Source organism: Streptomyces sp. NPDC021020 (assembly GCF_044333285.1).
In the GTDB taxonomy this organism is placed as follows: Bacteria; Actinomycetota; Actinomycetes; order Streptomycetales; family Streptomycetaceae; genus Actinacidiphila.
The window spans coordinates 388,854-413,958 of record NZ_JBIRQQ010000006.1 but is presented as its reverse complement, the minus strand read 5'-3'; the positions used below and the strand labels follow the sequence as shown (position 1 = coordinate 413,958).

Here is a 25,105-nt window from a genome sequence, read left to right as displayed (position 1 = left end):
CAGCAACTGCCCCTTCGGGCCGGTGACTACCCGCGCCCCGGTGGGGGCTGAGCGCGCAGTTCCCCGCGCCCCTAAAAACGCTCGCCCCGCGCCGCAGGCGCACCCTCGCCCCACCGCCCCCGGCGGGGAAAACGGTCGCTCCGCGCCGCAGGCGCGCCCGCGCCGCACCGCCCTGCGCAGCAGAAGCGCGCGCCCCGCGCCGGCGGGGGCTCACGCCGGAGTCCCCTCTGCCCGAGCGGCAGCGACCTGGTGCTGGTGGGAGAAGACGAGCGCGTCGGAGGTGACGTCGATGCGGTCGGTCGGGGCGCCGCGGCGGCCGGTGAGGGGGTCGGCGGGGAAGAGGCGGATCTCTTCGACGACCGCGTCGCCCGTCGCGCGCTGGAGGACGCCGAAGATCTCGCCGTACTGGACGGGGCGGCCGAAGGGCCAGCCGGTGCCGTCGGGGCCGCCGGTCAGGGGGTTGAGGTAGTGGTAGAGGGCGTCGAGGGCGGCCTCGCGGACGGCGTCCGGGTCGCCGCCGGGCGCGGTGGTGAGGCGGGCGACGACGGTGACGCCCTGGTAGGCGGGGGGCTCGACGGCGACGCTCGCGCCGATGAGGCGGCGCTCGTCGAGGGCCTCGGTGATCGCGGCGAGCACCTGGTCGGAGGGGATGAGCTGCTCGAAGCGCAGCCGGTCGTCGCCCTCGTCGGCGACCGCGTCGGGCACCACCAGGACGCGTACCGCGCCCGCGGCACCCGCGGGGACGCAGCGGACACGGGCGGCGGAGGGCGCGGCCTGGCGGGCGATGATCTCGTGGTCCTCCGCGGTGACGGCGCGCTCCTGCATGCGCAGCGCGTCCGGCGCGCGCATCTTGGCGTTGTCGACGGTCTCCCCGGCGACCCCGCCGCGCGCGGCCTCGCGGTTGGCGACGCGGGCGACGTACGGGACGGAGCTGCGCAGCACGGAGATCGCCCCGCGGGCGACGTTCCCGGCGGGGCCGCCGCCGGTGCGGTAGCGGGCCACCCGGATCTGCGCGCCCTTCGGCGGCACCGCGCCGTAGTGCCGCAGGGTGCCGTCCGCCTCGCGCACCGCGGGCGGGAAGGCGAATTCGCCCGTGGTCGCGTCCAGCGTGACGTGCGGGTCGTCCGGCGTGGAGCGGCTGAAGCCCTCGACGATCTGCCAGCGCTGCCAGCCTGCCGCGTCGGTGACGGAGGAGACCTCGACGACGGGCGGTTCGCCGTCGAGCAGCACCGGCGGGCGGGCGAGCCGGAAGACCTGCCCGGGGACGCCCTCGGAGGTGCCGAGGGGGACGTCGGTGAGGGTCTGCGCATGCTCGGCGGGCATCGTGCCGCCGACGGTGAAGACGGAGGCCTCGCGCACGGTGGGCGACTCGGAGTAGAAGGGCTGGCCGGGCTCGGGCTCGGTGACGCGGCAGCGCAGCCACCCGGCGCGGGTGCCGCCGCTGGTGGAAGCGGTGTGGCCCGCGGGCACGTACAGCACGATCTCGCCGGGGCGGTTGAGGCCGCCGGTGGAGTCCTCGCCGGTCTCGCAGATCTGCCAGGCCGCGCCGTCCCACGCCTCCCACACCAGCGGGGGCTGCCGCGGGTCGACGCCGATGCCCTCGACGCGGCTGTCGAGGCGGATCGCGACGATGCACCGCGGTACGGCGGTGGGCAGGCCGAACAGCAGCGCGTCGCCGGGCTGCGGCGCGCTCTGGAAGCACGGGACGTCGCGCCCCTCGGTGAGGGTGCGGGTGCGGTCGGTCTGCTCGCCGCCCCGCGGCGCGGCGACGAGCCGCTCCAACGACGAGGGCAGGATGCGCAGTTCACCGGTCGTGGCGAAGACCACCGCCTCCTCGGTCTCGCCGCGCAGGGTCGTGACCTCGGTGCCCGCGGGCAGCACGAGCGTGTCGTCCTGCGGCGCGGAGAGCCAGAAGTCGACGTCGGCGCGGGCGGCGGCGGGAGGGAAGAGCCGGATGCCGAGCAGGTCGAGGAAGGCCAGGTAGTTCTTCTCCGGGACCCGGTTGAGCCGGTAGAGCAGCTGGTCGACGAGGTAGGCGAAGGTCTCGATGAGCGTGACGCCCGGGTCGGAGACGTTGTGGTCGGTCCATTCCGGGGCGCGCTGCTGGACGTAGCGCTTGGCCTCGTCGACGAGCTGCTGGAAGCGGCGGTCGTCCAGGTTGGGTGCGGGCAGGGGCATCAGCCGGCCCTCCGCTCACCGGTCGCGACGACGTCCGGGAGGGCCGCGAAGGGGTCCTCGGCGGAGTCGGACGGGATCGTGTAGAAGGGGAAGACGAGGTTGCGCCGGTCGTTGGTGGAGCGGACGGTGTAGTGGACGTCGATGTAGAGCGTCCCGGCGTCGATCTGGTCGAAGGCGACCACGACGTCGTCCACCTGGATCCGCGGCTCCCACCGCTCCAGCGCCTCGCGCACCTGCTGCGCGATCCGCCCGGCGGTCGCGCCGTCGCCCGGCGCGAAGACGTAGTCGTGGATGCCGCAGCCGAATTCGGGGCGCATCGGGCGCTCGCCGGGCGCGGTGCCGAGCACCAGCCGGATCGCCTCCTCGATCTCCCGCTCGCGCTCGACCATGGCGATGCCGCCGGTCGGCCCGACCCGCAGCGGGAAGGCCCAGCCGCGGCCGATGAAGCGCTCGCTCATCACACCCCTCCGATCTGCACGTTGACCGCCCCGAGGATGATCTGCGCGCCGCACACGGTGCGGTCGCCCATCCGCGCGGCGGGCAGCCCGCCGATGAGGACGGGGCGGGCGAGCGCGGTGGGGCTGGGCAGGATGACGTCGGCCGGGCCGAGCGCGGCGTGCGGCGGCACGACGCACACGTGCAGGCTGCCCACGACGGCGGCGGGCTTGCCGCCGATCAGCACGCGGGCCACCGTCGCGGCGGCGGGCGGCGGCGGGGTGGTGATCGCCCCGCCGTGGTCGGTGGGGTCACCGGTTCGGGCTGCGGCCGGCATACGTCGCTCCTCGCGGAAGTCCTGGAGTGCTGCAAGTCCTGCACGTGCTGCAAGTGCTTTGGCCCGGGGGCCGGTTGGGACGGTGGCGCCGGTGAGGGTCTGCGGGCCGGAGCGGGTCGGCGGCCGGCACCTGTCAGCGTACGAGCAAGTAACCACCGGCGGGCCTCAGTTGATCCGGACGAGCGCGGCCCGGAGGACGCCGAGTGCGCCGCCGTCCACGGTGACGTCCGCCGTGCCCTTGACGCTGACGGACGCGCCGCTCACCCGCGCGCCCGCCGTCCCGTCGACGTTGACCTGCCGCCCGCGCACGTTGACCGTGCCCTGCCGGGCGTCCAGCGTGATGCCGTTCCGGTCCATGACCAGGGAGCTGAGCGCGGCGCCGCCCGCCGACGCGGACACCGTCACCTCGATGCGGTTGTTGCGGTCGTCGAGGAAGACCTCCAGACGGCCGTCGCCGGTCTGGAGGCGCACCCCGTTCAGTCCGGTCGGCGAGTCCAGCAGCTCCACCCGGTGACCCGAACGCGACACCACCGAGCGGCGGTTGAGCTTGCCGCTGGTGGGGTCGACGAGCGGGACGTCGTGCTTGGAGGGCTTGTCCCGGCCGTTGTAGAGGCCGCCGATGACGAACGGGTGGTCCAGCAGGCCCTGTTCGAAGCCGACCAGCACCTCGTCGTTGACCTCGGGGCTCACCACACCGCCGCCGCCCTTGCCGCCCCACTGGACGGTGCGCACCCAGTCGGTGACGTAGGTGTCGTCGAGCCACGGGAAGGTGAGCCGCACCGCGCCGTTCTGCCCGCCCTCCGGCTCGCGCACGTCCGTGACGACACCGGTGGCGAGGCCCGGGACACGCGCGCCGCGCCCGGGGGCGTTGGCGCCGGTGACCAGGCCGGTCAGCGAGCGGTCCGGGCTCGCGCCGACCCACACGGTGGTGCGGTAGCCGCGGTCGGGCTCCAGGACGTGCTGGACCGCGGTCGCGGTGTAGCGGCCGGAGAAGGCCTCGCCGACGTTGCCGAGCGCGACCGGTACGCCCGCGCGCAGCATCGGGTTGCCCTCGGCGACCGCCTCCAGCTCGGCGAAGCCCGCCGCGACCTGGTCGGCGGCCGCCCCGGCGGCGGCGGTGGTCTCGGCGAGCGTGGCGTACGGGGTGTCGGTGACGGTCAGCTTGGCCGTGCCGAAGACGGACGCGGCGCGCGACGGGCTCAGCCCCGGCTGGACGCTGTCGCTCACGATGGACGGCTCCCGCGAGACCAGCGGCTTCTTCGTCCGCACGTCCCAGCCGCGCACCTCGACCTGCGCGGCGCCGTCCGCAGCCGTGAGCGCGGCCCGCAGCGCGAGCAGGTTGCGGCCGTATTCGAGGACGAGCGGGTTGCGCGCGGCGGACGTCGAGGGCGCGGGCGCGCCGGACGCGTTCTTCGGCTTCGTGAACTGCAGCAGGCCCTTGTCGTCCACCCGCACCAGCGCGCCGCTCTCGTGCGCGAGGAACTGCAGGAAGTCCCAGTCCGAGACGTTCGCCTGGGACAGCTGCTTGTACGTGACCGGGGCCGCCTCGACCTTGCCGACCGCGAGGCCCGCGCGCGTCGCGACCTGCCGCACGATCGCCGACGCCGACATGTTGCGGTACGCCGCCACCCGGCGGCCCCGCTGCAGGCGGTGCGCCCGCGAGTAGGCGCGCACGACGGTGAAGCTGCCCGTACGGTCGCGGTCCAGCTCCAGCGCGGTGACCTCGCCGTTGAACAGCAGCTCACGGCCCTGCCCGGAGGCCGTCATGACCGACACCTTCAGCGGGGTGCCGATCGTGATGCCGGTCTTGCCGAGGAATTCGTGGTCGGGGTCGCGGAAGGTCAGCACGGCGGCGTCCGGCAGCCCCACGTTCTCGTCTACGACGCAGCTCACCAGCTGCGCCGCCCAGATCTTGGGGAGTTCGCCGGGCGCCTCCACGATCGGATCCGCGGCGAAGGACCGCCCGCCCTGCTCGCTCATGCCTCTTCCTCCGCTCTTGTGGTCGGTCTTCCTGCTCACTCCCTCCGCGGGCGGCCTCGTCCCTCGGCCGACCACTGCGGGAGCTCGGGCGTCAGCCCTCAAGTCCGGACCCGCGCAGCGCGGGCACCACGAGTTCCGTGCCGGGCGCGAGCGCCATCGGGTCGTCGATGCCGTTGGCCTCCGCGATCTCCCGCCAGGCCGACGCGTCGCCGTACTCCCGCCACGCCAGCATCGCCAGCGTGTCGCCCGCCACCACGGTGTGCGTGCTGCGGGCGGTACGCGCGCCGGACGTCGGGTTCTGGCCCGGCACGTCGACGCTCGCCTCCTCGATCGACAGCGCGCACGTCGCCCGCAGCGGCTTGCCGTCCACGTCGAAGAGCGTGTACGTCGCCGCGACGCTCATGACCACGCCGTAGAACGAGGTCGTGCGGGCCGTGCCCCACTCGAACCGCACCCACGGGCTCGCGGGCTTCTTGCGGCCCAGGCTCGCCGGGGTCGGCACGCACGCCTTGAGCAGCTTCTCCACCGCCTGCTCCACCGAGTTGTCGTGCGTGGCGGTGGCGTCGAGGAAGACCTCCAGGCTCAGGGTGCGCGGCCCGCTGCCCACGAATTCCGGCAGCGCCGACTCCTCCGCCATCCGCGACGGCGTCCGCCGCCACTCGTTGGTCTTCTGCAACTGGAGGGTGTTGGGGTTGAACTGCAGCTTGAGCTGCGCGATCTGCCCGCCCGGCTTCGCGCCCACGGTCGCGGGCGGTTCCATGAGGACGAGCTGGGCCGAGGTCCGGCCGGAGGGGAGCGCAGGGGACATGCGGGGGGTTCCTTTCCGGACGGGTGTCTCTCACGGGCGTTGTGGCGGCGGGCGGTTGGGCTGGTGGTCGGACGTCGCGGGGATCAGCCCGGGCGCAGACCCTCGTGGGCGATCTCCAACGTCTCCACCGCGGCCTGGGAGTTGGACGGGTCGAAGGACGGGCCCTCCCAGCGCACCGGGACGATGCCGAAGACCTGCCAGCTGATGATCGGCGTCAAGTCGGGCCGCAGCGCGACGATTTCGCCGTCCTTGGGCTCCACCCGGCGCAGCGTCTCGTCCAGCCAGCGGGCGATCTTCGCGGTGTCGGCGGTGACGGGGCGGGTGAGCGTGATGTTCGACCACGTCACGCGTCCGGGCAGCTGGTGCGTGAAGCCGTTGTTGCCGCCCTCGGCGTAACTCTCCATCTCCACCTGGGCGCCCATGCCGGAGCACGTGTGGAAGGCGCCCAGGTCGTTGCCGCCGATCGCGAGCCGGAAGAACACGCTCGTGGCGAAGATGCTGTCCGTCATTGGTGACTCCCTCTTCCCTCTCCCCGCCCTCAGCGGCGGCCGTCGTGCGGACGGCCGATACGGTCCCGGCCGCGGCGCAGCTCGGTGCGCAGCAGCCGGGAGACGGGTTCGAGCAACCGCCGGGCCAGATCGTCGAGTTCGGCGGGATCGGTGCCGTGTGCCTGCGGCTGCGGTTGCGGTTGCGGTTGCGGCTGCGGTTGCGCGCCGGATGCGGTGAGGCCCGCGGTACGGCGCTGGACCTGCGGCTGCGGCTGCGGCTGCTGCGGCTTCGGGACGGCCGTGACCGGGACGCCCGGGGGGAGGCCGAAGTCGGGGCCGTTCAGGGCGGAGCGCTGGACGACGGGGACGACGGGGGCGGGCGAGGGGCTGCCGTTTCCGCTTCCGCTTCCGCCGGGTGCGGTGGGGCGGGGCTGGAGCAGGGGCACGACGGGGGGCGCGCTTGCGGAGGCGAGCGCGCCGGGGACTGCGGAGGGTGCGGGGGCGGGCGGCGCCACAGGCCGGACGAGCGGCGGCGCCGAGCCCGTTTCCGCCCGCTGGACCTGCGGTACGCCCGGGGCGCCGGGCCACCGCGGGGCCACCACGGGCGGGGCCGCGGCCGCTGCGGGGGGCGGGGCGGCGGCCTCGGCGGAGCCGGTGCTGAGGGTGAGGCCGCGGGCGGTGAGCAGCGGGAGGGCGCGGCGGGCGGCTCGGGGCTTCGCCGGGAAGAGGGTGAGCGGGTGGGCGCCGCCGCCGTTGCCGCCGCCGCTCGCGAGGGCGCGCGCGATGACGACGGGGGGCGGGCCGGTGGGCGCCGGGCGGCGGACGAGGGGGGCGGCGGGGGCCGCACCGGCTGCCGGGTGCGCCGGGGCGGCGGGGGACGCGGGTGTACGGGGCCGCAGGTCGTTCGGGCCGAGCACGGGGGTGGCCGGGGCCCGCCGGGCGGTTCGGGGCGCGCCGGGGATCTCCGCGCTCGCGGGCATGCCGGGGAGGGGGGCGCCCAGACCGCTGCGGGGGCGCTGCGCGCCGGGCGCCTCGGACGTACCCTCCGCACGCTGGACGACGGGCAGCCCGCTGCCGGGAGCCGCTCCCATCGGCTGTGCAATGTCAGGGAGTTGGGCCGTCGGGGCCCCGAGCGGGCTCCGTTCGCCGAGCGGCGGCACGGCCCGCTGCACGGAGCGGGTGGCGTCACCGCCGGGTGCCTCACCGGCGCGAGAGGCCGCACCCGGCTGCGCCCCCGTACCGCTCCCGGCTGCCGCCTGGCCACGACCGCCGGGCGCGTCACCGCCGCGCGGGCCCGTACCGGACGCGCCGGACGCCGAGGCCGCGCCGTCCGCAGCACCTTCCGCACGCTGGACGACGGGCATGCCGCCGCCGGGCGCTCCGGTGGGGCCCACGGGCTGTGCGCTGTCCGGGAGTTGGGTCATCGGCGCCCCGAGGGCGCTGCGTCCGCCGAGCGGCGGCACGGCCCGCTGCACGGAGCGGGTGGCGTCACCGCCGGGTGCGTCACCGGCGCGAGAGGCCGCACCCGGCTGCGCCCCCGTACCGCTCCCTGCCGCCGCCTGGCCACGACCGGCGGGCACGTCACCGCCGCGCGGGCCCGTACCGGACGCGCCGCCTGCCGGGGCCGCGCCCTCCGCACGCTGCACGACCGGCAGTCCCCCAGCTGTCGCGTCCCCGGGCGCGGGCGCCACCGGCGCCGCCGCGTCGGGCAGTTCGCCCAGCGGGGTCCTGCCGCCGAGCGACGGCACCGACCGCTGCACGGGCCCTGCGTGGACCGCGTCCGCACCCGGCGCCGTACCGGACGCGTCGTCGGCGCCCGCCGTATCGCGGCTCGCGGAACCGGACGGCCGCCCGTCCCGTGCGCCACCGCCGGACGCCGTGCCGGACCCGTCGCCTGCCGGACCACCCCCGCCGGGAGCTGCCTCCGCACGCTGGACGACCGGCAGCCCGCCGCCGGAGCTGGAGGCCACTGGCGCTGCTGTGTCGGGGAGTTGGGCCGTGGGAGGCCCGAGCGGGCTGCGTCCGCCCAGCGGCGGCACGGCCCGCTGCACGGCGCCCCCCGGTGCCCCACCGGTCGTACCCGAGGCGGCACCGGCTGCCCCACCGCCTTGCGAGCCCGCGGCCGAGCCACCCGTCGTCCCGGCCGCCCCCGAGCCCCCGCCCCGCCCGGAGCCGCCACCCGCGGAATGCGCGCCCGCGGCCGAGCCGCCCCGCGCCCCGGCCGCCCCCGAGGCCTCACCGCTCCCGGTGTGCGGCCCGGAGCCGCCCCCCGCGGCGTGCGCGCCCGCGGCCGAGCCGCCCCGCCCGTCGCCGCTCCCGGCACCCCGTGCGGAGCCGCCACCTGCGGAATGCGCGCCCGCGCCGCCGTCCGACGCACCTTCCGCACGCTGCACGACCGGCAGTCCCCCAGCGGTCACGCCCCCGGACGCGGGCGCCACCGGCGCTGCCACATCCGGCACCCCGCCCAGCGGATCGCGCCCTCCGAGCGACGGCACCGACCGCTGTACGGACGCGGCGCCGCCCTGCGCACCGGCGTGCGGCCCGGCACCCGTACCGTCAGTAGCCCCCTCCGCCCGCTGCACCACCGGCATTCCGCCTGCCGCCGGGGACGCGGCACCCGCCCCGGCGCCCGGCGAGGCCGCCGCGTGCGGAGCCGCACCCGCGGGCGCGCCCAGCGGATCCCGGCCGCCCAGCGCCGGTGCGGACGGGGCTCCGGAAGCCTCTTCCGCCCGCTGCACGGGAGCCGCGACCGGCGGAAGCAGCGCGCTCAGCCGCCGTGCCGCCGGACGGGCCGGGCGGCGGGCGACCACCGGCGAGGGCCCCACCGGGCGGGGCCGCACGACCGGGACGGCCCCGGCGGCGAAGTCGCGACCGCCCGCGGCGGGCGGGGCCTCGCCCGTGCCCGGCACGACGGCGACCCGCCGTACGAGCGGTATCGGCACCGCGGCCGCGGAGGAGGCGGAGGTATCTGCGGCCCGCTGCACCACGGGCCCCGAACCGGCAAGCGTCGCAGGGGAGTCGGCGGCATGCGCGAGCGGCCGCGAGGCGGTGGCGCCCGCCGCGCCCTCGCGGGCCGACGCCCCGCCCTGCGTACGGTCCGGCACCGCACTGAGCAGCAGCGGGCCCCCGCGCCCGGCGGAGGAGGAAGAGGCGGGCCGTCCGGCCGACGGGCGCGCGACACCGCGGGCCACGCCCGCGGGCGCGCTCGACGACACGGCGTGGCCGAGGCCGTTGTCGAACATCGGGTTCTGCCACGACGCGAGGCGCCCCCGGAAGACCAGCCCGTCGCTCACGCCCAACGCGGAGCGCTGGACCGTCAGTTCGGGCGGCGACGTCCGCCGCCACCCACCGTCCCACCCGGCGGGCATGGAACGCCCCGCACCGCCCGGCCCCGTACCGCCCCCACCCCCGGCGGAACCGCCCGCACCACCCGGCGCGTCAGCGCCTCCGGCAGCACCCGCACCCCGCGCGGAAGCACCCGACCCACCCTCGGCCCCGGCGGAGCCCTTCGCGGAGCCGTTCGCGGGGCGGCGGTGCAGCCTGTCCCGCCATGCCATGTGCTCAACCGCCTTCGTTCATACGGGTGTTGATACGGGCGATCTCGTTCACCCACTGGCGGCGCTCGTCGTGCGTGAGGTCGAGGATCTCCTCGCGCGCCCAGTGGAAGTGGTAGGCGATGTACGCGATCTCCTCCCGCAGCCGGGGGAGGGCGTACGTCACGATTCCCCCAGGCGCCCGCCCGAGAGGTCGACCTCGAAGCCGCCGTCGCAGTGCGGGCAGGTCACGGCCGCGCGGGTGTGGCCCTCGCTGTTGACCCGCCGGTAGAAGTCCTGGAGGAAGGCGACGTCGGTCGCGTACATCCGCTCCACGATCCCGGCGTGCACATCGGTGATCGTGCCGAGCCGGGTGATCACCTGGCTGAGCAGGACCACGCTCAGATACGCCGGGTTCTCCTTCACCCGCAGGTCGATCTGCGGGCGCAGCTCGTCGCGGGCCGTGGCCAGCCGCATGGCGCCGTGCCGGTGCACGACGCCCTCGTCGTCCACGTAGCCGCGGGGCAGCTCGAAGTCGAACTCGTCGCGCAGCACCTGCTGCCGCCGGGCGGCGGCCGCCGGAGCCGCGGGGGCCGCGGCGCCCGCGGCCTCGCCCGGCTGCTCCGCCGCGCGGGCGAGCGGTGCCGTCGCCTCGAGGATCTCCTCCAGGCTGCCCGCGCTGACCGTACGGCGCCTCATTCGACGACGATCTCCTCGAACACGATGGTCACGGACTCGGTGGCCGCGGACGACTGGCCCGCGTTGAGGGACGGGCCCTCCCACTTGGACGCCCAGCCCTGCATCAGCTGGATGCGGCGGACGGTGCTGCCCTCGGAGTCCTTGATCTCGATCGTGAGGTTCTGCCGAGCGGTGTTGACGGCGCCCTTGTTGAGCGTCTCCTTGATCCACTTGGTGAATTCGCTGCTCTTGTCGATGCCGCGGGTGATGGTGATCTCACCGGCCAGCCGGGCACCGGGCTGCTTGCGGATGATCTGCTTGCCGTCCGAGCTGACCTGCCGGACCTCGACGACCTCCTCCTCGACGGTCAGCCCGCTGATCTCCTGGACCGACTCCACCAGGTAGCCGCCGAGCTGCACACCGAAGATGTGGGTGGAAAGCGCGTCGCCCTCTGCCATGACTGTCCGTCACCTTTCCTTGCTGCGTCGCTGGTTCGCCGTCACGTTCGCCGTCGCGTTCGCGTGCACGGTCACTCGTCGATGAGGCTGGTGCTGTCGGAGAACTGGGCCAGCCGGAAGACCACGAATTCGGCGGGCTTGACCGGGCAGACGCCGATCTCACACACGACCCGGCCCTGGTCGATCGACTCCGGCGGGTTGTTGTCGCGGTCGCACTTGACGTAGAAGGCCTCGTCGGCGGTGCGGCCGAACAGCGCGCCGCGCCGCCACTCCTCGGTGAGGAAGGCCGTGACGTTGCGCCGGATGCTGGACCACAGCCGGTCGTCGTTCGGCTCGAAGACCACCCACTGGGTGCCCAGCAGGATGGACTCCTCCAGGTAGTTGAACAGCCTGCGCACGTTCAGGTAGCGCCAGGCCGGGTCGGAGGAGAGGGTGCGGGCACCCCACACGCGGATGCCGCGGCCGGGGAAGGAGCGCACGCAGTTGACGCCGATGGGGTTGAGCAGGTCCTGCTCGCCCTTGCTGAGCTTGAGCTCCAGGTCCACCGCGCCGCGGATGACCTCGTTCGCGGGCGCCTTGTGCACACCGCGCTCGGTGTCGCTGCGCGCCCACACACCGGCGATGTGGCCGCTCGGCGGGACGGTCGTGTTGTGGCCCAGCGCCGGGTCGAAGACCCGCACCCACGGGTAGTAGAGGGTCGCGTAGCGGGAGTCGTAGCCCGCCTCGTCGTTGCGCCAGGTGCGCACCTGCTGCGCCGACAGCCCGGGAGGGGCGTCCAGCACGGCGACCCGGTCGCCCATCTGCTCGCAGTGCGCGATGACGGCGAGCTGCACGGTGCGGACGCCCTCGGCGTCGATCGCGCCGCGCTGGTAGGCGCTCATCAGGTCGGGGACGGCGACCATGGTGATCTCGTCGATCGTCTCCAGGCCGCCGAAGCCGGTACGGGCCGCGGTGTCGCCGACGTACTCGGACGCGCTGAGCCGCTGCACCTCGCCGGAGCCGCCGCGTCCCGCCGGGGCGGGGCCGTCGGCCAGCGCGGTCACGCCGTTGGCCGGGCGGGTCTGCGCGCCGCCGCGCTTCTCGGCGACCTCGACGTACTCGGAGCCGCGCGCCTGCGTGACGAGGTAGGCGCGGACGTTCTTGCGGGTCGAGGCGTCGAAGGTCTCCACGACCTTGTCGCCCTGCTTGACCAGCAGCTTGAAGCGGTCCTCCGCGGGGCTTTCGCCCTCCGCGTCCGCGACCTCGACCGTCAGACCGGACGCACCGGGCTTGGCCACGACCGTGAAGCCGCCCAGTTCGACGGGCTGCGCCGAACCGACCGCCTTCTGCGAGCTGTCCGCGCCCGTGCCCGCGGCCCCGCCGATGCGCACGATGTACGCGGCGCCGCCGCCGTTGGCGAAGTAGCCGTAGACCGCGTGCGCCAGGTAGGTGCCCTCGGTGAAGCCGCCGAAGGACTGGCTGTACTGGTCCCAGCTGGTCACCAGGGTCGGTGCGTGGAAGGGTCCGGTCTCGGCGAAGCCGACGAAAGCGGCGACCGCGGTGCCGACCCCCTCGATCGGCCGTGCCCCGGACTGCACCTCCTCCATGTACACACCCGGGGTGAGGTACGTCGCCATACTCGCTCCTTCGCGTCCAAACCGGCTGCGGATCCGGCTGCGGATCACCTGTCTCCGCTCCGAGTCTGCGGAGCAGACGCCCGGGGCGGCCAGAGACGGGCGGACCTGCCGGGGGGCAGGCCCGCTGCCCTTTGCGGCTGTCCCTCGCGGCCCCTTGCTACCGGCCGGTCACGTCTCGGTGATCTCCGCGAGCCAGGGGCCGAACTCGCCCGCCAGGACCAGGCGGCCGAGCTTGCGGTACTCCTGCGCGACGGCCGTCACCGCCTGCCGCATGGTCAACGGTCCCTCCGCCTCCGCCGCGAGGTAGGCGGCGGTCACCGCGCAGGCGCGGATGGAGCCGCCGGCCAGCTCGAAGCGCTCGGCGCAGAAGGCGAGGTCCAGGTCGGCGGCGCGCGGCAGCCGGTCGCCGAGGCAGCGCTCCCACAGATCCCGGCGGCGGCCCGCGTCGGGCACGGGGAAGTCGGCGACGACGTCGATCCGGCGGGTGAAGGCCGGGTCGAGGTTGGCCCGCAGGTTGGTGGTCAGGACGGCGATGCCGTCGAAGGACTCCATGCGCTGGAGCAGGTACGCCGACTCGATGTTGGCGTGCCGGTCGCTCGCGTCCTTCACCTCCGAGCGCTTGCCGAAGATCGCGTCGGCCTCGTCGAAGAGCAGCACCGCGTTGACGGCGGAGGCCTCGGTGAAGATGCGCTCCAGGTTCTTCTCGGTCTCCCCCACGTATTTGTCGACGACCGTGGAGAGGTCCACGACGTAGAGGTCCATGCCCAGGTCCGCGGCGACGACCTCGGCGGACATCGTCTTGCCCGTGCCGGACTCGCCGGAGAAGAGCGCGATGACGCCGCGCCCGCGGCCGCCGCCCGGCCGCATCCCCCACTGCCCGAGCACCTGGTCGCGGCGCCGGGCGCGCAGGGCGAGTTCGCGTAGCCTGCGGTGGGTGGGCGGCGGCAGGACCAGGTCGTCCCACCCGACGCCGGGCTCCACCCGGCGGGCCAGCCGCTCCAGCCCCGCGCCGTTCTGCGCGCGTACGGCGGTACGCAGGTCGTCCGCCGCGACCGGGCGGGCGGCGAGCGCGGCGGTGCGTACGGCGACGTCGGCGGCCCGCCGCAACTGCCGGGCGTCCAGCCGGTGCGCCCCGACGGCGGCGGCGAGCGCCGCGGCGTCCTGGGCGGGAGGTACGGCGGGGGGTACGTGTGCGGCGCCGGGTTCGCCTGGAGGTGCGGCGGGGGGCTCCTCGGACGGTACGGCGCCGGACCCTTCCTGTGGTACGGCGGCGGCCTGCGGACCTGCGTCCACCGTGCCGGGAACCTCCGGGCGTACGGCCCGCGCCGCCTCGTCCAGGGCGTGCCGCCAGCGGGCGGTCTGGCGTTCGGGGGAGGGCGCGGCCACGGTCAGGACGACGGGGCTGTCCGCCGCCCACGCCGGATCCCACGCGGAGCCGCCGTGCGTGAAGAGCGGGATGCCGCGCAGGGCCGCGCACAGCTCGCCCAGCACGCGGGCGCGTTCCGCGGGCCGGTCGGGCAGCGCCTCCAGCGGGCCGAGCACCGCCCCGGCGCCGGTCAGCCGGGCCTCGCGGGCGGCCGCGCGGGCGATGTCCGGCACGTCGGCCGCACGCGGGGCGAGCGCCGCCGCGTCCAGGACGAGCGGGCGCAGCCCGGACGCGCGCAGCGCGGCGACGGCGAGGCCTTCGGCGTCGCCGCCCTTGCTGCGCAGGTGGACCAGGCCCGTACCGGTGGCCGCCGCGCCGGCAGCCGCCCGTACGTGCTCGGGGTCGGCCGCCGGGTCCTGGACCGCCTCGCCGAGGACGGCGGTGAGCCGGACATCGGGGCGGGAGCTGCCCAGCAGATGCGCGGTCACCCGGTCGGGCACCGCCAACGTCCGGGAGAGCGGGGGCCGTTCGGGCTCGGTGACCTCCAGCAGGCCGCCCTCGACGAGCGGCGCCCCGGGGGTGAGCCGGAAGCGGGCGGCCGACGTCCCCGTGCGGCCGCACAGTTCGAGCGCGAGCCCGACCGTGGGGCGGCGGCGCGTCAGGTCGTCGTTGAGGTAGCCGTAGAGCGCCTCGAAGCGGGCGTCCAGGTCGGGCGCGAGGGCGACGAGCAGCAGGTCGAGGTCGAGCGGGGTGAGCCCGAAGCGGGCGGCGAGCCCGTCGAGCACGGTCCCCGGCGCGGGGCGCCAGCTCCCGGTGGCGGGCAGGCCGAGCCCGCCGGGCCCGTCGAGGACGCGCTGCGCGGCCTCGGGCGTGAGGTACTGCCCCCGGTACGGGTCGTCCGGGTCCGGGTCCTCCCCCCGCCGCGCCTCGACCGCGGCCCGTACCCGTACCTCGACGTGCGCCAGCCGCTCCCAGAGATCGAAGTCCGGCTCCCCGCCGGACGCCCCGGCCACCGCGCCCGGCTCGGCCGCCTCGCCCGGCTCCCCGGGGGCCGCATCGCCCGGCTGCGCCTCCTCCGCCACGCTCGTGGCAACCGTGCTCACGGCTGGCGCTCCCCGCGGCGGCGGCGGGCGGGCGGGGCGCCGCGGTCGCGCGGGCCCGCGAAGCCGTCCCCGCCCGGGTCGCTGACCTCGCGGTAGCGCAGTCGGCGGCCGGGGTCGGGCTCCTCCGCCCCGTGGACGGGGTCGGTCGTGCGCAGCACCAGGCCCTCCGTGACGGGCGGCGCGGTCTGCCGGGTGACGCCCGCGAGCGGGGCGCGGACCCGTACCGACACCGAGGCCTTGAGCTCGCCGCCGAAGGCGGACCAGACGTCGGCGGCGGCGGGCGCGTCCATCGCGGTGCCTGCGGTGTCCAGGCCGATCTGGAGGCCGAGTTCGGCCAGTGAGCCGCCGAGCAGCCGCGCGGGCAGCGTCTCGGTGGAGGTCAGCGTCGTCAGAACCTGCGAGAGCAGCATGTGCTCGTCCTGCGGACGGGTCGCCCACGCCGTGACGAGGTAGGTCAGCTCGAACCAGCGCGGCGGGGTGCGCCGCCCCACCACGTGCCCGTCCTCGTCGTAGATCTCCCCCGCGCCGTTGCCGCGGCGGCTGACGTCCTCGCGGATGTCGTAGAGGAAGACGCACACCGTGGGGCCGCCGCGCCGCGCGGCCCATTCCTTCGTCGGGGCGTCGAAGACCACTTCGACGCCCGACGCCTCCAGGCCGGATTCGGTGATGAGCCGCCCGAGGGCGTCGTCGACTTCGTGGATCACCGGCGGGTCACCTCGTCGGGCGGCTGGATGCTGCCGCTGACCACCAGGAAGTCGATGGGCTCGCAGGTGAAGCCGGGGCCGGTGGCGGTGATGGTGCGCGGGCCGGTCTGGTCCTTGGTGAGGATGAGCAGCTGCCCGATGAAGGTGCGGTCCTTGCCGGGGAAGGTCGGCGCGGCGGCCGCGGTGATGCCGGGGTTCCACGTGAAACGTACCGGGGCGCCGGGCGGGAAGTCCTTGCCGCGGACGGAGGTGACGAAGCCGGGCTTGCCGATCGGCGGCACCGCGATGATCACCGGCTGGAGGATCCGCAGCTTCTGCCGGGCGGTGTTGTCGCCGAGGTCCGCGTCCGTGCCGGTCGTGGTGAGGCGGCCGGTCACGGTGCCGGTGAGCGCCTTGTCGGGGCTGAGCACGACCGTGACGACGACGCTCTTCCCGGGCCTGAGGTCCGGCAGCGCGCACACCCAGGAGCTGTCGCAGCCGGGCGGCGGACCGGAGTTGGGCAGGCCCGCGGGCAGCCCGATGTGCAGCTGGAGACCGGTCGCGAGGGCGTTGCGCCCGTTGCGCACGGTGTACGTCACGACGACCTTGCCGCCGACGTAGCCCGGGTTGGGCTGCGCGGTGACATGCACCCCGGGCCCGGCCTCGGGCGCGGGCGGGGCGGGCGGCTGCGTGGGCGGGGGCGTGGTCGGCGGGGTGGTCGTGGGCGGCGGGGTGGTCGGCGGCGAGGTGGGCGGGGCCTCCTGCACGGGGACGACGGTGTCGCCGTCGTTGTCGTCGGGCAGCGGGTCGACGACGGAGCCGGTGACGTGCCAGCCGATGGAGCCGTTGCCGGGCACGTCGCCGATCACCGTGACGGTCACCGGCACGCTCTCGCCGGGCGGCACGATGCCCACGTCGCACTGGAGCGACGCGGCCTCGCACGTGTGGCCGGGCCAGGTGATGCCGGTGACCCGGACACCCGTGGGCGGCGCGATCGTCAGGACGGTGCCGGGCGAGGCGGCGGGGCCGTGGTTCACCACGTTCACGGTGACGGTGGCGGGCTTGCCGACGGTGGCCGCGGGCACGGTGCCGGGCGCGTCGACCGCGAGGTCCACGGACTGCTGGACGGACGGCTCCTTCTGCCTCCCGTCGAGCCCGGAAGTGAGCGCCGTGACGGTGCCGGTCGCGGGGTCCAGCAGCCGTAGATGCTCGGGGCTGTTGGGGGCGTCGGTCTCGCGCGAGGTGAAGACGATGCTCTTGCCGTCCGCCGTCCAGGCCGCGTCGCGCGGCTGGAAGGGCCCGGTCTGCGAGGTGTCGGGCAGCTCCGTGGTGCAGGCGTTGCCGCGGGCGGCCTGCGGGAGCAGCACCTTGCAGCCGCTGCCGTCCGCGGCGACCTGGAGCAGGCCGTCGTACTCGCCCTCGCGGCAGTCGCAGTTCTTGCGGTTGAAGACGATGCCGCGGCCGTCCGGGGAGAAGGCCGGGCTGTCGTCGATGACCGCGCAGCCGTCCGGGCAGTTGTCCTTGGTCACGTCGTGCTGGTCGGCGAGGTTCGCGACGGGCGCGGTCCAGATGTGCTTCTGGCCGCCCTCGTTCGTCGTGTCCCGCGTGAAGGCGAGCATCGTGCCGTCCGGCGACCAGGTGGGCTGCGCGTCCCGTCCCTGCGCCGCGTCCGCCGGCGGGGTGATCTTCCCGGTGATCTCGCCGGTCTTGGCGTCGGCGATCAGCACGGTGCTGGGCCCGGCCGCGTCCAGGACGCCGCCGGGGGAGGTGCGGGTGAAGGCGATGTGCGTGCCGTCGGGGGAGAACGTCGGGTCGGTGTCCCAGTCGGTGTCGCTCCGCCCGGCCAGCGGCATGGGCTCGCCGTGCGTGCCGTCCGCGTCCACCTGCCAGATCCGCTCCGTGCGCGCGGTGTCGGCGTTGCCGGGGTCGACGTCCTCGAAGCGGGTCACGACGATCCGGCGGCCGTCCGGCGTGTAGTTCTGCCGCTCGCTCCACGGGTCGTAGCCGGCCGCGGGCACGAACAGCGGGTTCTTCGACGGGTCGGTGTTCGTCCAGGCCGCCGGGTCCTCCTCCAGGATCGTCACCCCGAGGTCGCGCGGGTCGGAGCCGTCCATCCGGACGTCCTGGAGGGTCACGATGCAGGGGTTGGCCGCGGTGTCGCGCTCGACGATCGCGCCGCCGCCGTCGACCGGGCCGACCCAGGTGGGCGAGGTGACCTCGCGGTCCTCGGTGAGCACGAGCGAGGGCTCGCCGTCCGAGTGCAGCGAGGTGCGGAAGACATGGTCGAAGTCGCCCTCGCAACTGCACGTCACCTCGGGGCTGAGGAAGACCACCTCGTCCCCGTCGGGCAGCCACGATGCCCCGTGGGCCCGCCAGGAGGCGTAGTCGCCCGCCATGAACGGCTGGTCGGTCGTGCCGTCCGTCACCCGCAGGCGGGGGCTGCCGTTCGCGACCGCCGCCGCGACGGCCTTGGCCCCAGTCAGGCGCGGGCCGCTGTCGGGCGGGATCGTGGCGGTGTAGGCGACGAGGTCGCGGTGCGCGTCGTCGTCGACCGGATTCCACACCGGCTCGGTGGCCGGGCCGTTGGCCGGGTCGCTGATCCGGGTGAGCGGGCCGCTGTAGAGGTCCCGGACGTAGATCTGCGGGCCGGTGGCCGGGTCGTTGTCGCAGGAGAACGCGATCCGCTTCCCGTCCGGGGAGACGGTGGGGTTCTCCTCGTTGTCCGGCGTGTCGGTGAGCCGGGTGAGCCCCTTGCCGTCGGTGTGCACCAGCCACAGGTCGCGCTGGGTGCCGCCGCCCGCGGCCGGTTCCACGGCGTCGAAGACGACCGAGTCGCCGTCCGGGGTGAGCCGCGGGTGCGCGGCGTCCATGCCCTCCGTGAGCTTGAGCACCGAGCCGTCCGCCGCCCGCAGGTAGATCTGCGGCTTCTGCTCGTCGCGGCGGCTGGCGAAGACCAGCTGGTCGCCGAGCGCGGCCGGCTGCGTGTCGTAGTGCGTGGGGCCGTCGCCGAACAGCGGGGTGCTGTTCTTGGTGTCCGCCGCTGTGACCTCGCCGAGGCTGCGGTGCTTGGTGCCGGCGTACGTGATCCGGTCGTCGGCGCCGGTCGCGGCGGCGGCCGCGCGCGGCGTGGCGGAGCTGCCGCCGCTGTTTCCCGCGGCGGCCGCGGTGGCCCCGAGCAGCGGGACCATCAGCAGCAGCGACACCCCGAGTCTTCCCAGGCGGAAACGCCTGCGGGGGTCGGCAGGTCCGGTCACGGTCCCCTCCCAGGGTGCTGCGGCGTGCGGGTGCGCGTACGTGTGCGCGTACGGATCGGCGTACAGGTACGCGTACGGGTGCGACCGTGCCAGCCTGCCGCGCGGCGCGGCGGAAGGGCAGGGCGCGGGGGCCGTACCCGGGGGAAGCGGCGATGTGCTTTCGGGTAGTCGCGGCTCCCCCCGCGTACGTCCCGCGTACGTCTCGCGTACGTCTTGCTGCGGTCAGATCAGCCCGTTGCGCAGCGCGTAACCGACCGCGTGGGCCCGGTTGCGCAGTTGCAGCCGCGTGGTGACCTCGTGCAGCACGTTCTTGACGGTGCGTTCGGAGTACGCGGTCTTGCGGGCTATCTCCGCGGTGTCCATGCCCTCCGAGACCAGCCGCAGCATGTCCGCCTCCCGCGTGGTCAGGCTGGACAGGGACAGGCCCTGCGGCTCCAGCTCCGAGCGGTGCAGGCTCGCGACATGGGTGAGCAGCTTGCCGAGCATGTCGCCGGGGAGCACGCCCTCGCCGTTGGCGATCGCCTTGACCAGGTGCAGCAGCCGGTCCTGGTCGGCCTCCGCGCGGCGCAGCACGGCCGCCACGCCGGACTCGATGACGCGCTGGAGGGCGCCGGGGCCGAGGCTGCCGGCGATCAGCCCGGTGCGGGTGGCGTTGTTGTGCCGCAGCCGGTGCAGCAGCGCGGCGACCTCGTCGTCCACACCGTCCACGACCACGAGCGTGACCTGGGCCTGATCCGCGTCCGGGCCGTCCACGAGTTCGACCTCGGGGCGCTGGCGGAGCTGCTGGACGATGCCGACGCGCAGGACGAGGTCGGCGGCATGGACGGCCACGGTCACCCGGGCCGGACGGCTGTTCAGTAAAGCCCGGGGCGCGGAGTCCGCCTGGGCAGTGGCGGGTTCTGATGACACGGCTACGGACATGGTTCAGGCTCTCCTCTGCGCATGACACGAGTGTCATGCGTTCCGCAAGTTCTGAGGGCGTTCGGTGACGGGGTTTCGGGGGCATCGGGTGCACGCAGGGGCGGTCAGTGGCGTCGGAGGAGTACGTCGGGCGAGGGTCGCACGGGCCGTTGACCGACTGCGTGTCAGTCGTATTAATGGAACAACTCTGTTCAACAACAACATAGTTGACCTGACTTCCCGGGCATTAGGTCTGCCCCTGTATTGCCCTCGTCACACCTCGTGGCAATCCCGGGTGCGGACATACGCTCGCGTGCGTGACGCCTTCTGCAGCCTCTTCCGGTACCGGTGCGCCCGGTCTCGACATTCCGGAAGTGGCGGTCGCCCCCGGCGGCACCGCCACGACCACACTCACCGTCCGCAACGACAGCGACATCGTCGAGGCGTACGCCCTGGAGGTCGTCGGGGACTGCGCGCCCTGGACGACCGTGGAGCCCGCGCGGGTCTCCCTCTACCCCGGCACCTCCGAGACGGTGACGATCCGCCTGGATCCGCCACGTTCCCCGGAGGTGCGGGCAGGCGCGGTGCCCCTCGCGGTGCGCGTGCTGCCCGCCGAGCACCCCGAAGCCGTACGGGTGCCCGAGACCACGGTGCACATCGGCGAATTCCACGAGCTGCGCACCGAGCTGCTGCCGCGCCGGCGCCGCGGCTGGCTGCGCGGCCGCTACCGGCTCGCGGTGCGCAACCAGGGCAACACCCCGGTGCGGGTGGGCTTCACGCCGGGGCAGGCGGGCGACGAACTGAAGTTCGCGCTCACACCGGCGCGGGTGCCGCTGGAGCCCGGCGAGTCGGCGGAGCTGCGGCTGCTGGTGCGCACGGGCCGGCCGATCTGGTTCGGCAGGGCGGTCACCCGGCCGTTCACCCTGACGGCGACCGAGTACGCCATGGAGCCGGTCACCCCGGAGATCCCGGTCACCGACGAGAGCGCGGCCCTGCGGCCGCCGCTGGACGGCGAGTTCGTCCAGATCCCGATCTTCCCGCGGTGGCTGCTCGCGGTGCTGGCGGCGATCATCGCGCTGCTGCTCGCGTGGTTCGCGCTGGTCCGCCCGACGGTGCGCAGCACCGCGAAGGCGGCGGCCAACAAGGTCGTCCACCCGCAGCCCAGCACCAGCGCCCAGAACGCCCCCGCTCCCGGCGACGCGGGCGCCGCCCCGACCCCGAGCCAGGGCAGCGGCGCCCAGGCGAGCACCGGCGGCGCCGGCGGCTCGGGCGGCTCCGGCGGCACCGGGGTCACGGGCAACCAGCAGGCCTCCCAGACCATCGACGTCAAGGCGTCCGGCGGCCAGACCAAGACCGGCGTCTACCAGGTCCCCGCGGGCCAGGTCTTCCGCGTCACCGACCTCGTCGTCGCCAACTTCCAGGGCGACGAGGGCGTCCTGACCATCACCTTCGGCGACCGCAAGATCACCACGATCGCCCTGGAGACCTTCCGCAACCAGGACTACCACTGGGTCACCCCCATCGAGGTCGCCCAGAACGAGACCGTCTCCGTCGAGGTCACCTGCCAGAAGCCCGGCACCCCGGCCACCGGCAAGCAGTCCGCCGGCTGCCACGAACTCCTGAACGTCAGCGGCCTGGTGGGCACGATCACCAACTGACCCGCGCCGACGAGGAGGGCCCCGACCACGAAGGTGGCCGGGGCTCTCTTTTGCGGTCGGGGCCCTTCCCTCTTGCGCATCTGCTACATCTGCGGCATGAGCGAACCGGCGATCGATCCCACGGCAGCCGCCGAAGAGGCGTGGCTGATCCGGCTGGCCGACGAGGCCGAGGCCGAGGGCACGGAAGGGTGGGTCTCACTCGAAGAGATGACTGCCCTGCTACGCGTCACCCGCGGCTGAGCGGGTCACCCTCCGCGGACGGCCCGCCGAGTGCGAGGCCGTCGCCTCCTCGCCGCGCAGTACCCGGCGCCCTCCTCGGCGAGATCGCAGAGCCGGCCGGCGAACTCGCGGTACGTCTCGGGGTCGCCGTAGCCGCCGCCGGGCGATCCCTCGGCCCATCGCTGCCAGAGACCGTCCGGTACGAGGAACCGGTCCGCGCCACCGGCCGGCGATCCGGCCGCTCCAGCGACTCGGCCGAGGGCCCGAGGCTCAGAAGGCGAGGTCGTCCCAGGTGACGTCCACGCTGAAGGGCTCGGGGAAGACGATCCCCGGGCCCCCGGGCTCCCACTCCCCCACGGGGACGTAGCGGGCCGGACGCAGCGGCTTGACGACGAGGTCGGCGACGGGGGACGTGGTGCGTTCGTACGCGCGCACTGCCGCGATGTCCCACGTGTCGGCGGCGTCGAGTTCCACCTCCCAGTACCAGGGGATCCCGGCCTCGGCGTACCGGTCCGCCTTCCAGGCGCGGCGCTTGGGCGTGTCGGAGCCCGACAGCACCTCGCCCGCGAGGACCACGTCGTCGGCGAAGGTGTCGGCGCCGCGGGGCAGGCAGCGGCGAACGAGGAAGTCGGGGGTGAGGAAGCTGGACTTGTCGGGGGCGAAGAAGACGTTGGTCTCAACCTCGACCTGCCAGCAGCGCCCCTCCGCTCGGCGGGCGGCGGCTTCGAGCGCGTTGCGCATCCGTACGGCGAAGCGCTGGTGCTCCAGCGGTCCGGGCTCGCTCCGGATCACCTTGCGGTCCCACAGTTCAACGTGGGCCGCGACATCCCCCGGCAGCTTCCCAAGCTCGTCCCAGCTCAGCGCTCGGGCGCCCAGCGCTTCGCGGCGTCGGCCCCGTCCGCAGACACGGCACCTCCCACACCCGGACCCCTGAGGCTCACGACAGCCGTCCCTTTCGCATCGCCCCCGGGCCGCGCCCGAAAGCTCTCGGCGGTGGAGCACTGAACGTAATCACCCGCACTCCGAGCGTACAAGTCACCCGTTCGGGTCAGCCCGGGAGCCGGAGTCCGGCGATGACGGAGGTGCCGCGGGTGGGGCGGGGGCGGACGGTCCAGGTGGTGGCGAGGTGGTCGACGAGGAGGAGGCCGCGGCCGGTTTCGGCGTCGGGGACGGGGTGGGTGAGGTGGGGTGTGCCGTTGCCGGGGTCGGAGACGGCGAGCCAGTAGTGGCCGTCGGCGGGCCACAGGACGAGCTCGACCAGCTCGTCCTCCTCGGGCCGGGCGCCGTGGCGGATGGCGTTGGTGAGCAGTTCGCTGGTGAGCACGCCGAGGTCGTCCCCGAGGCGGGGCCGCAGGCGCTGGGGGAGGGTTTCGGCGACGGCTTGCCGGGCGCGGGCGACGGAGGCGGGGTGTGCGGGGAAGCGCCACAGGGAGGGCACGAGGGGGATGTCGGGCATGGCGAACTCCGTGGTGAGGGTGGGGTGTTCGGTCCCGCCGGTGGCATGCCGCCCTGGTCGCGGGCACACCCGTCCCAGGGCGGACGGGCACGCTCGCGCGGCGCGCTTCCGGCGTCGCGGTGTGTAGCGGTGCGCTGTACTGACCGTAGGGCATCACGGGTGCAACTGTCTCCAGTTTGATTGCAACTACCCCCTGACGGGTTTGAACTGAGGCGGGATCAAGGGGCAGACTGGCCCCAGACGAGCCGAGGGGACTGCATGTCGACGCGACGCACGCCAACTGAGCGCCAGAAGCGCCTCGGTGCCGAACTGCGCAAGCTCCGCACCTCCGCGGACATCTCCACGGAATTCGCAGCCGGCCTCCTGGGGATGGACCGCACCCGCATCGCCAACATGGAATCCGGCATCCGCACCATCAACGCCGAGCGCGTGCGCACCCTGGCGACCAACTACGCGTGCGGCGACGATGCCTACATCGAAGCGCTGGTGGCGATGGCCCGGTCGGATGTCGGCTGGTGGGAGCGCTATCGGGGCAGCCTGCCGCCCGGCATGCTCGACATCGCGGAAATGGAAGCCCACTCGGTACGCATGCGCGGCGCGAACACGGCGCACATTCCCGGCGTCCTGCAGACCGCAGACCACGCGACGGCCGTCTTCCGCGTCGTCGTGCCCAAGCTCCCGGACCACGAGGTGGCCCTCCGGCTGGCACACCGCTCCGAGCGGCAACAGGTGATCACCGGCGACAACGCGATCCCCTACGTCGCCATCGTCCACGAGGCGGCCCTGCGAATGCAGTTCGGCGGCCGCGACGTGGCCCGGGCCCAACTGGACCACATCCTGGACCTCTCCGAGCGCGACAACGTGACGATCCTGGCCCTGCCCTTCACACGCGGCGCCTTCCCCGGCGCCGGGCAGAACGCCGTCTACGCCGAGGGTCGTGTGCCCCAACTCGATACGGTGCAGGTGGACAGCCTGCACGGACCGGCCTTCCTCCACACCGAGGCCCAACTCGCGAAATACCGGGCACAGCTGGACTGGTTGGAAGAGTTGGCCCTGTCACCGGACGAGTCCCGCGACTTCATCCGCGACATCGCACACGACCTGTGAGGAGCACCTGATGGCCGACATCACCTGGGAAGCCCCCTTCTGCGGCGAGGGCAACTCCTGCTTCCGCCTCGGCACCGACACCGAAGGCAACGCCTACATAGCCGTCAACGGCCAGGAGGACCACTACCTCACCGACTCCGCCGAAGCGCTGCGCACCCTCATCGCCGACATCAAGGCCGGCAAGGCCGACCACCTGCTCTGAGGAGTGCGGGCGCGGGGGCGCATGCGGGGACCCGCACGGTTCACCCGAGCGTGAGCCGGGGAATCGCCTCGATGTCGATCCCGTACCGGCGGTAGACCTTGGTCGTGTTCTCGCTCGTCAACTCGGCCGACGAGAGGCCTAGCGCGCGCACCGTCGCGTGAACGTGATCGGCGCTGTTCCCCTCGATCTCCACGTACGGGGGGATCAGCGGCCATTCGTCGATCTCGACGGCCGCACCGCCCAGTGACCAGGAGGACCGGCGGTTCTCCTGGTATGCCTTCGGCCGGTAACCGAGCTTGCCGAGCAGGGCGTTCATGACGTCGAAGTCGCCGACCGTCGTCTCCGTCTCGAAGACGCCGTCGATCGCGTCGGAGTGGATCTCCTTGACGCACAGCGTGATCTCGCTGCCGGTGTCGCGCAGCCGGACCCACGTACCTGACCGGCCGGGGATGTCGTAGACGTAGCGCCGCTGGAAGTGGTCGCCCCGGTGCTCGGCCCCGGCCTCGGCCAGCAACGCGCGGACCTTCTCCTGCGCGACGTCGAGGACCTTCGCTTCGAACTCGGTAACGGTCATGGCGCGCTGCCCTTTCGGCCGGGTTCGGGGCACGTAGGAACGAAGTGTCGAGAGGTCCGCCAGCCCGCCGCG

The 25,105-nt window shown here is 74.4% G+C and carries 21 protein-coding genes and 1 pseudogene; 4 read left to right on the top strand and 18 right to left on the bottom strand.

Annotated elements, in window-relative coordinates; translation table 11 throughout:
• Window positions 1–210 precede the first annotated feature (210 nt).
• From ACH4SL_RS20470 to ACH4SL_RS20400, 15 genes are all read right to left on the bottom strand, one after another.
• Window positions 211–2,178 (bottom strand): putative baseplate assembly protein, encoded by a 1,968-nt coding sequence (locus ACH4SL_RS20470; RefSeq protein WP_398447404.1) that lies wholly within the window; start codon window positions 2,176–2,178, stop codon window positions 211–213.
• Entirely contained in the window at window positions 2,178–2,636 is a 459-nt protein-coding gene (locus ACH4SL_RS20465; protein ID WP_398447402.1) for a GPW/gp25 family protein, read from the bottom strand. The genes ACH4SL_RS20470 and ACH4SL_RS20465 overlap by 1 nt, the downstream gene beginning before the upstream one ends.
• Complete coding sequence (locus ACH4SL_RS20460; RefSeq protein WP_398174868.1) at window positions 2,636–2,950, bottom strand: PAAR domain-containing protein; 315 nt, start codon at window positions 2,948–2,950, stop codon at window positions 2,636–2,638. The genes ACH4SL_RS20465 and ACH4SL_RS20460 overlap by 1 nt, the downstream gene beginning before the upstream one ends.
• Window positions 2,951–3,115: 165 nt before the next feature.
• Window positions 3,116–4,930 (bottom strand): VgrG-related protein, encoded by a 1,815-nt coding sequence (locus ACH4SL_RS20455; protein WP_398447400.1) that lies wholly within the window; start codon window positions 4,928–4,930, stop codon window positions 3,116–3,118.
• Window positions 4,931–5,021: 91 nt separating this feature from the next.
• On the bottom strand, window positions 5,022–5,738 hold the full coding sequence (locus tag ACH4SL_RS20450) for a LysM peptidoglycan-binding domain-containing protein (RefSeq protein ID WP_398447398.1): 717 nt from the start codon (window positions 5,736–5,738) through the stop codon (window positions 5,022–5,024).
• An 83-nt stretch (window positions 5,739–5,821) separates the two neighbouring features.
• Window positions 5,822–6,247: a phage tail protein gene (locus ACH4SL_RS20445; protein WP_031522107.1), complete on the bottom strand. Its 426-nt coding sequence runs from the start codon at window positions 6,245–6,247 to the stop codon at window positions 5,822–5,824.
• 29 nt (window positions 6,248–6,276) lie between these two features.
• Window positions 6,277–9,594: a hypothetical protein gene (locus tag ACH4SL_RS20440; RefSeq protein ID WP_398447396.1), complete on the bottom strand. Its 3,318-nt coding sequence runs from the start codon at window positions 9,592–9,594 to the stop codon at window positions 6,277–6,279.
• 193 nt (window positions 9,595–9,787) lie between these two features.
• Entirely contained in the window at window positions 9,788–9,946 is a 159-nt protein-coding gene (locus tag ACH4SL_RS20435) for a DUF6760 family protein (protein WP_199923323.1), read from the bottom strand.
• Window positions 9,943–10,458, bottom strand: coding sequence for a hypothetical protein (locus ACH4SL_RS20430; protein ID WP_398447394.1), 516 nt, complete (start codon window positions 10,456–10,458; stop codon window positions 9,943–9,945). The genes ACH4SL_RS20435 and ACH4SL_RS20430 overlap by 4 nt, the downstream gene beginning before the upstream one ends.
• On the bottom strand, window positions 10,455–10,895 hold the full coding sequence (locus ACH4SL_RS20425; protein ID WP_031512817.1) for a phage tail protein: 441 nt from the start codon (window positions 10,893–10,895) through the stop codon (window positions 10,455–10,457). The genes ACH4SL_RS20430 and ACH4SL_RS20425 overlap by 4 nt, the downstream gene beginning before the upstream one ends.
• A 71-nt stretch (window positions 10,896–10,966) precedes the next feature.
• Complete coding sequence (locus ACH4SL_RS20420) at window positions 10,967–12,511, bottom strand: phage tail sheath family protein (RefSeq protein WP_398447392.1); 1,545 nt, start codon at window positions 12,509–12,511, stop codon at window positions 10,967–10,969.
• Between the two features lie 168 nt (window positions 12,512–12,679).
• Window positions 12,680–14,890 (bottom strand): ATP-binding protein, encoded by a 2,211-nt coding sequence (locus ACH4SL_RS20415; protein WP_398447815.1) that lies wholly within the window; start codon window positions 14,888–14,890, stop codon window positions 12,680–12,682.
• 86 nt (window positions 14,891–14,976) lie between these two features.
• A complete protein-coding gene (locus tag ACH4SL_RS20410; RefSeq protein WP_398447390.1) occupies window positions 14,977–15,684 on the bottom strand; it encodes a DUF4255 domain-containing protein in 708 nt (235 codons plus the stop codon).
• Window positions 15,681–18,917: a hypothetical protein gene (locus ACH4SL_RS20405; RefSeq protein ID WP_398447388.1), complete on the bottom strand. Its 3,237-nt coding sequence runs from the start codon at window positions 18,915–18,917 to the stop codon at window positions 15,681–15,683. Before ACH4SL_RS20405 ends, ACH4SL_RS20410 begins: the two co-directional genes overlap by 4 nt.
• Window positions 18,918–19,139: 222 nt before the next feature.
• Window positions 19,140–19,838: a response regulator transcription factor gene (locus ACH4SL_RS20400; protein ID WP_398447386.1), complete on the bottom strand. Its 699-nt coding sequence runs from the start codon at window positions 19,836–19,838 to the stop codon at window positions 19,140–19,142.
• A 296-nt stretch (window positions 19,839–20,134) separates the two neighbouring features.
• Here ACH4SL_RS20400 and ACH4SL_RS20395 point away from each other — a divergent pair, with 296 nt between their 5' ends.
• Window positions 20,135–21,475: a hydrolytic protein gene (locus ACH4SL_RS20395; protein WP_398447384.1), complete on the top strand. Its 1,341-nt coding sequence runs from the start codon at window positions 20,135–20,137 to the stop codon at window positions 21,473–21,475.
• A 132-nt stretch (window positions 21,476–21,607) separates the two neighbouring features.
• A pseudogene (locus ACH4SL_RS20390) lies at window positions 21,608–21,715 on the top strand (prevent-host-death family protein); the annotation flags it as partial.
• A gap of 249 nt (window positions 21,716–21,964) precedes the next feature.
• Here ACH4SL_RS20390 and ACH4SL_RS20385 read toward each other — a convergent pair.
• A complete protein-coding gene (locus ACH4SL_RS20385; protein WP_398447813.1) occupies window positions 21,965–22,555 on the bottom strand; it encodes a Uma2 family endonuclease in 591 nt (196 codons plus the stop codon).
• Between the two features lie 187 nt (window positions 22,556–22,742).
• Entirely contained in the window at window positions 22,743–23,150 is a 408-nt protein-coding gene (locus ACH4SL_RS20380; RefSeq protein WP_398447382.1) for an ATP-binding protein, read from the bottom strand.
• Between the two features lie 258 nt (window positions 23,151–23,408).
• Between ACH4SL_RS20380 and ACH4SL_RS20375 the strand changes: the two genes are divergently transcribed.
• Window positions 23,409–24,257, top strand: coding sequence for a helix-turn-helix domain-containing protein (locus ACH4SL_RS20375; RefSeq protein WP_398447380.1), 849 nt, complete (start codon window positions 23,409–23,411; stop codon window positions 24,255–24,257).
• A gap of 10 nt (window positions 24,258–24,267) precedes the next feature.
• Entirely contained in the window at window positions 24,268–24,459 is a 192-nt protein-coding gene (locus ACH4SL_RS20370; protein ID WP_398447378.1) for a hypothetical protein, read from the top strand.
• Window positions 24,460–24,499: 40 nt separating this feature from the next.
• Here the strand turns inward: ACH4SL_RS20370 and ACH4SL_RS20365 are convergent, their stop codons facing one another.
• Window positions 24,500–25,033, bottom strand: a complete 534-nt coding sequence (locus tag ACH4SL_RS20365; RefSeq protein ID WP_398447376.1) for a class IV adenylate cyclase — start codon at window positions 25,031–25,033, stop codon at window positions 24,500–24,502.
• Window positions 25,034–25,105: the final 72 nt, after the last annotated feature.

Bases quoted from the DNA above. Each gene is read 5' to 3' on its own strand.
- ACH4SL_RS20470 (WP_398447404.1), bottom strand. From the start codon at position 2,178: ATGCCCCTGCCCGCACCCAACCTGGACGACCGCCGCTTCCAGCAGCTC.
- ACH4SL_RS20465 (WP_398447402.1), bottom strand. From the start codon at position 2,636: ATGAGCGAGCGCTTCATCGGCCGCGGCTGGGCCTTCCCGCTGCGGGTC.
- ACH4SL_RS20460 (WP_398174868.1), bottom strand. From the start codon at position 2,950: ATGCCGGCCGCAGCCCGAACCGGTGACCCCACCGACCACGGCGGGGCG.
- ACH4SL_RS20455 (WP_398447400.1), bottom strand. From the start codon at position 4,930: ATGAGCGAGCAGGGCGGGCGGTCCTTCGCCGCGGATCCGATCGTGGAG.
- ACH4SL_RS20450 (WP_398447398.1), bottom strand. From the start codon at position 5,738: ATGTCCCCTGCGCTCCCCTCCGGCCGGACCTCGGCCCAGCTCGTCCTC.
- ACH4SL_RS20445 (WP_031522107.1), bottom strand. From the start codon at position 6,247: ATGACGGACAGCATCTTCGCCACGAGCGTGTTCTTCCGGCTCGCGATC.
- ACH4SL_RS20440 (WP_398447396.1), bottom strand. From the start codon at position 9,594: ATGCCCGCCGGGTGGGACGGTGGGTGGCGGCGGACGTCGCCGCCCGAA.
- ACH4SL_RS20430 (WP_398447394.1), bottom strand. From the start codon at position 10,458: ATGAGGCGCCGTACGGTCAGCGCGGGCAGCCTGGAGGAGATCCTCGAG.
- ACH4SL_RS20425 (WP_031512817.1), bottom strand. From the start codon at position 10,895: ATGGCAGAGGGCGACGCGCTTTCCACCCACATCTTCGGTGTGCAGCTC.
- ACH4SL_RS20420 (WP_398447392.1), bottom strand. From the start codon at position 12,511: ATGGCGACGTACCTCACCCCGGGTGTGTACATGGAGGAGGTGCAGTCC.
- ACH4SL_RS20400 (WP_398447386.1), bottom strand. From the start codon at position 19,838: ATGTCCGTAGCCGTGTCATCAGAACCCGCCACTGCCCAGGCGGACTCC.
- ACH4SL_RS20380 (WP_398447382.1), bottom strand. From the start codon at position 23,150: ATGCCCGACATCCCCCTCGTGCCCTCCCTGTGGCGCTTCCCCGCACAC.
- ACH4SL_RS20375 (WP_398447380.1), top strand. From the start codon at position 23,409: ATGTCGACGCGACGCACGCCAACTGAGCGCCAGAAGCGCCTCGGTGCC.
- ACH4SL_RS20370 (WP_398447378.1), top strand. From the start codon at position 24,268: ATGGCCGACATCACCTGGGAAGCCCCCTTCTGCGGCGAGGGCAACTCC.
- ACH4SL_RS20365 (WP_398447376.1), bottom strand. From the start codon at position 25,033: ATGACCGTTACCGAGTTCGAAGCGAAGGTCCTCGACGTCGCGCAGGAG.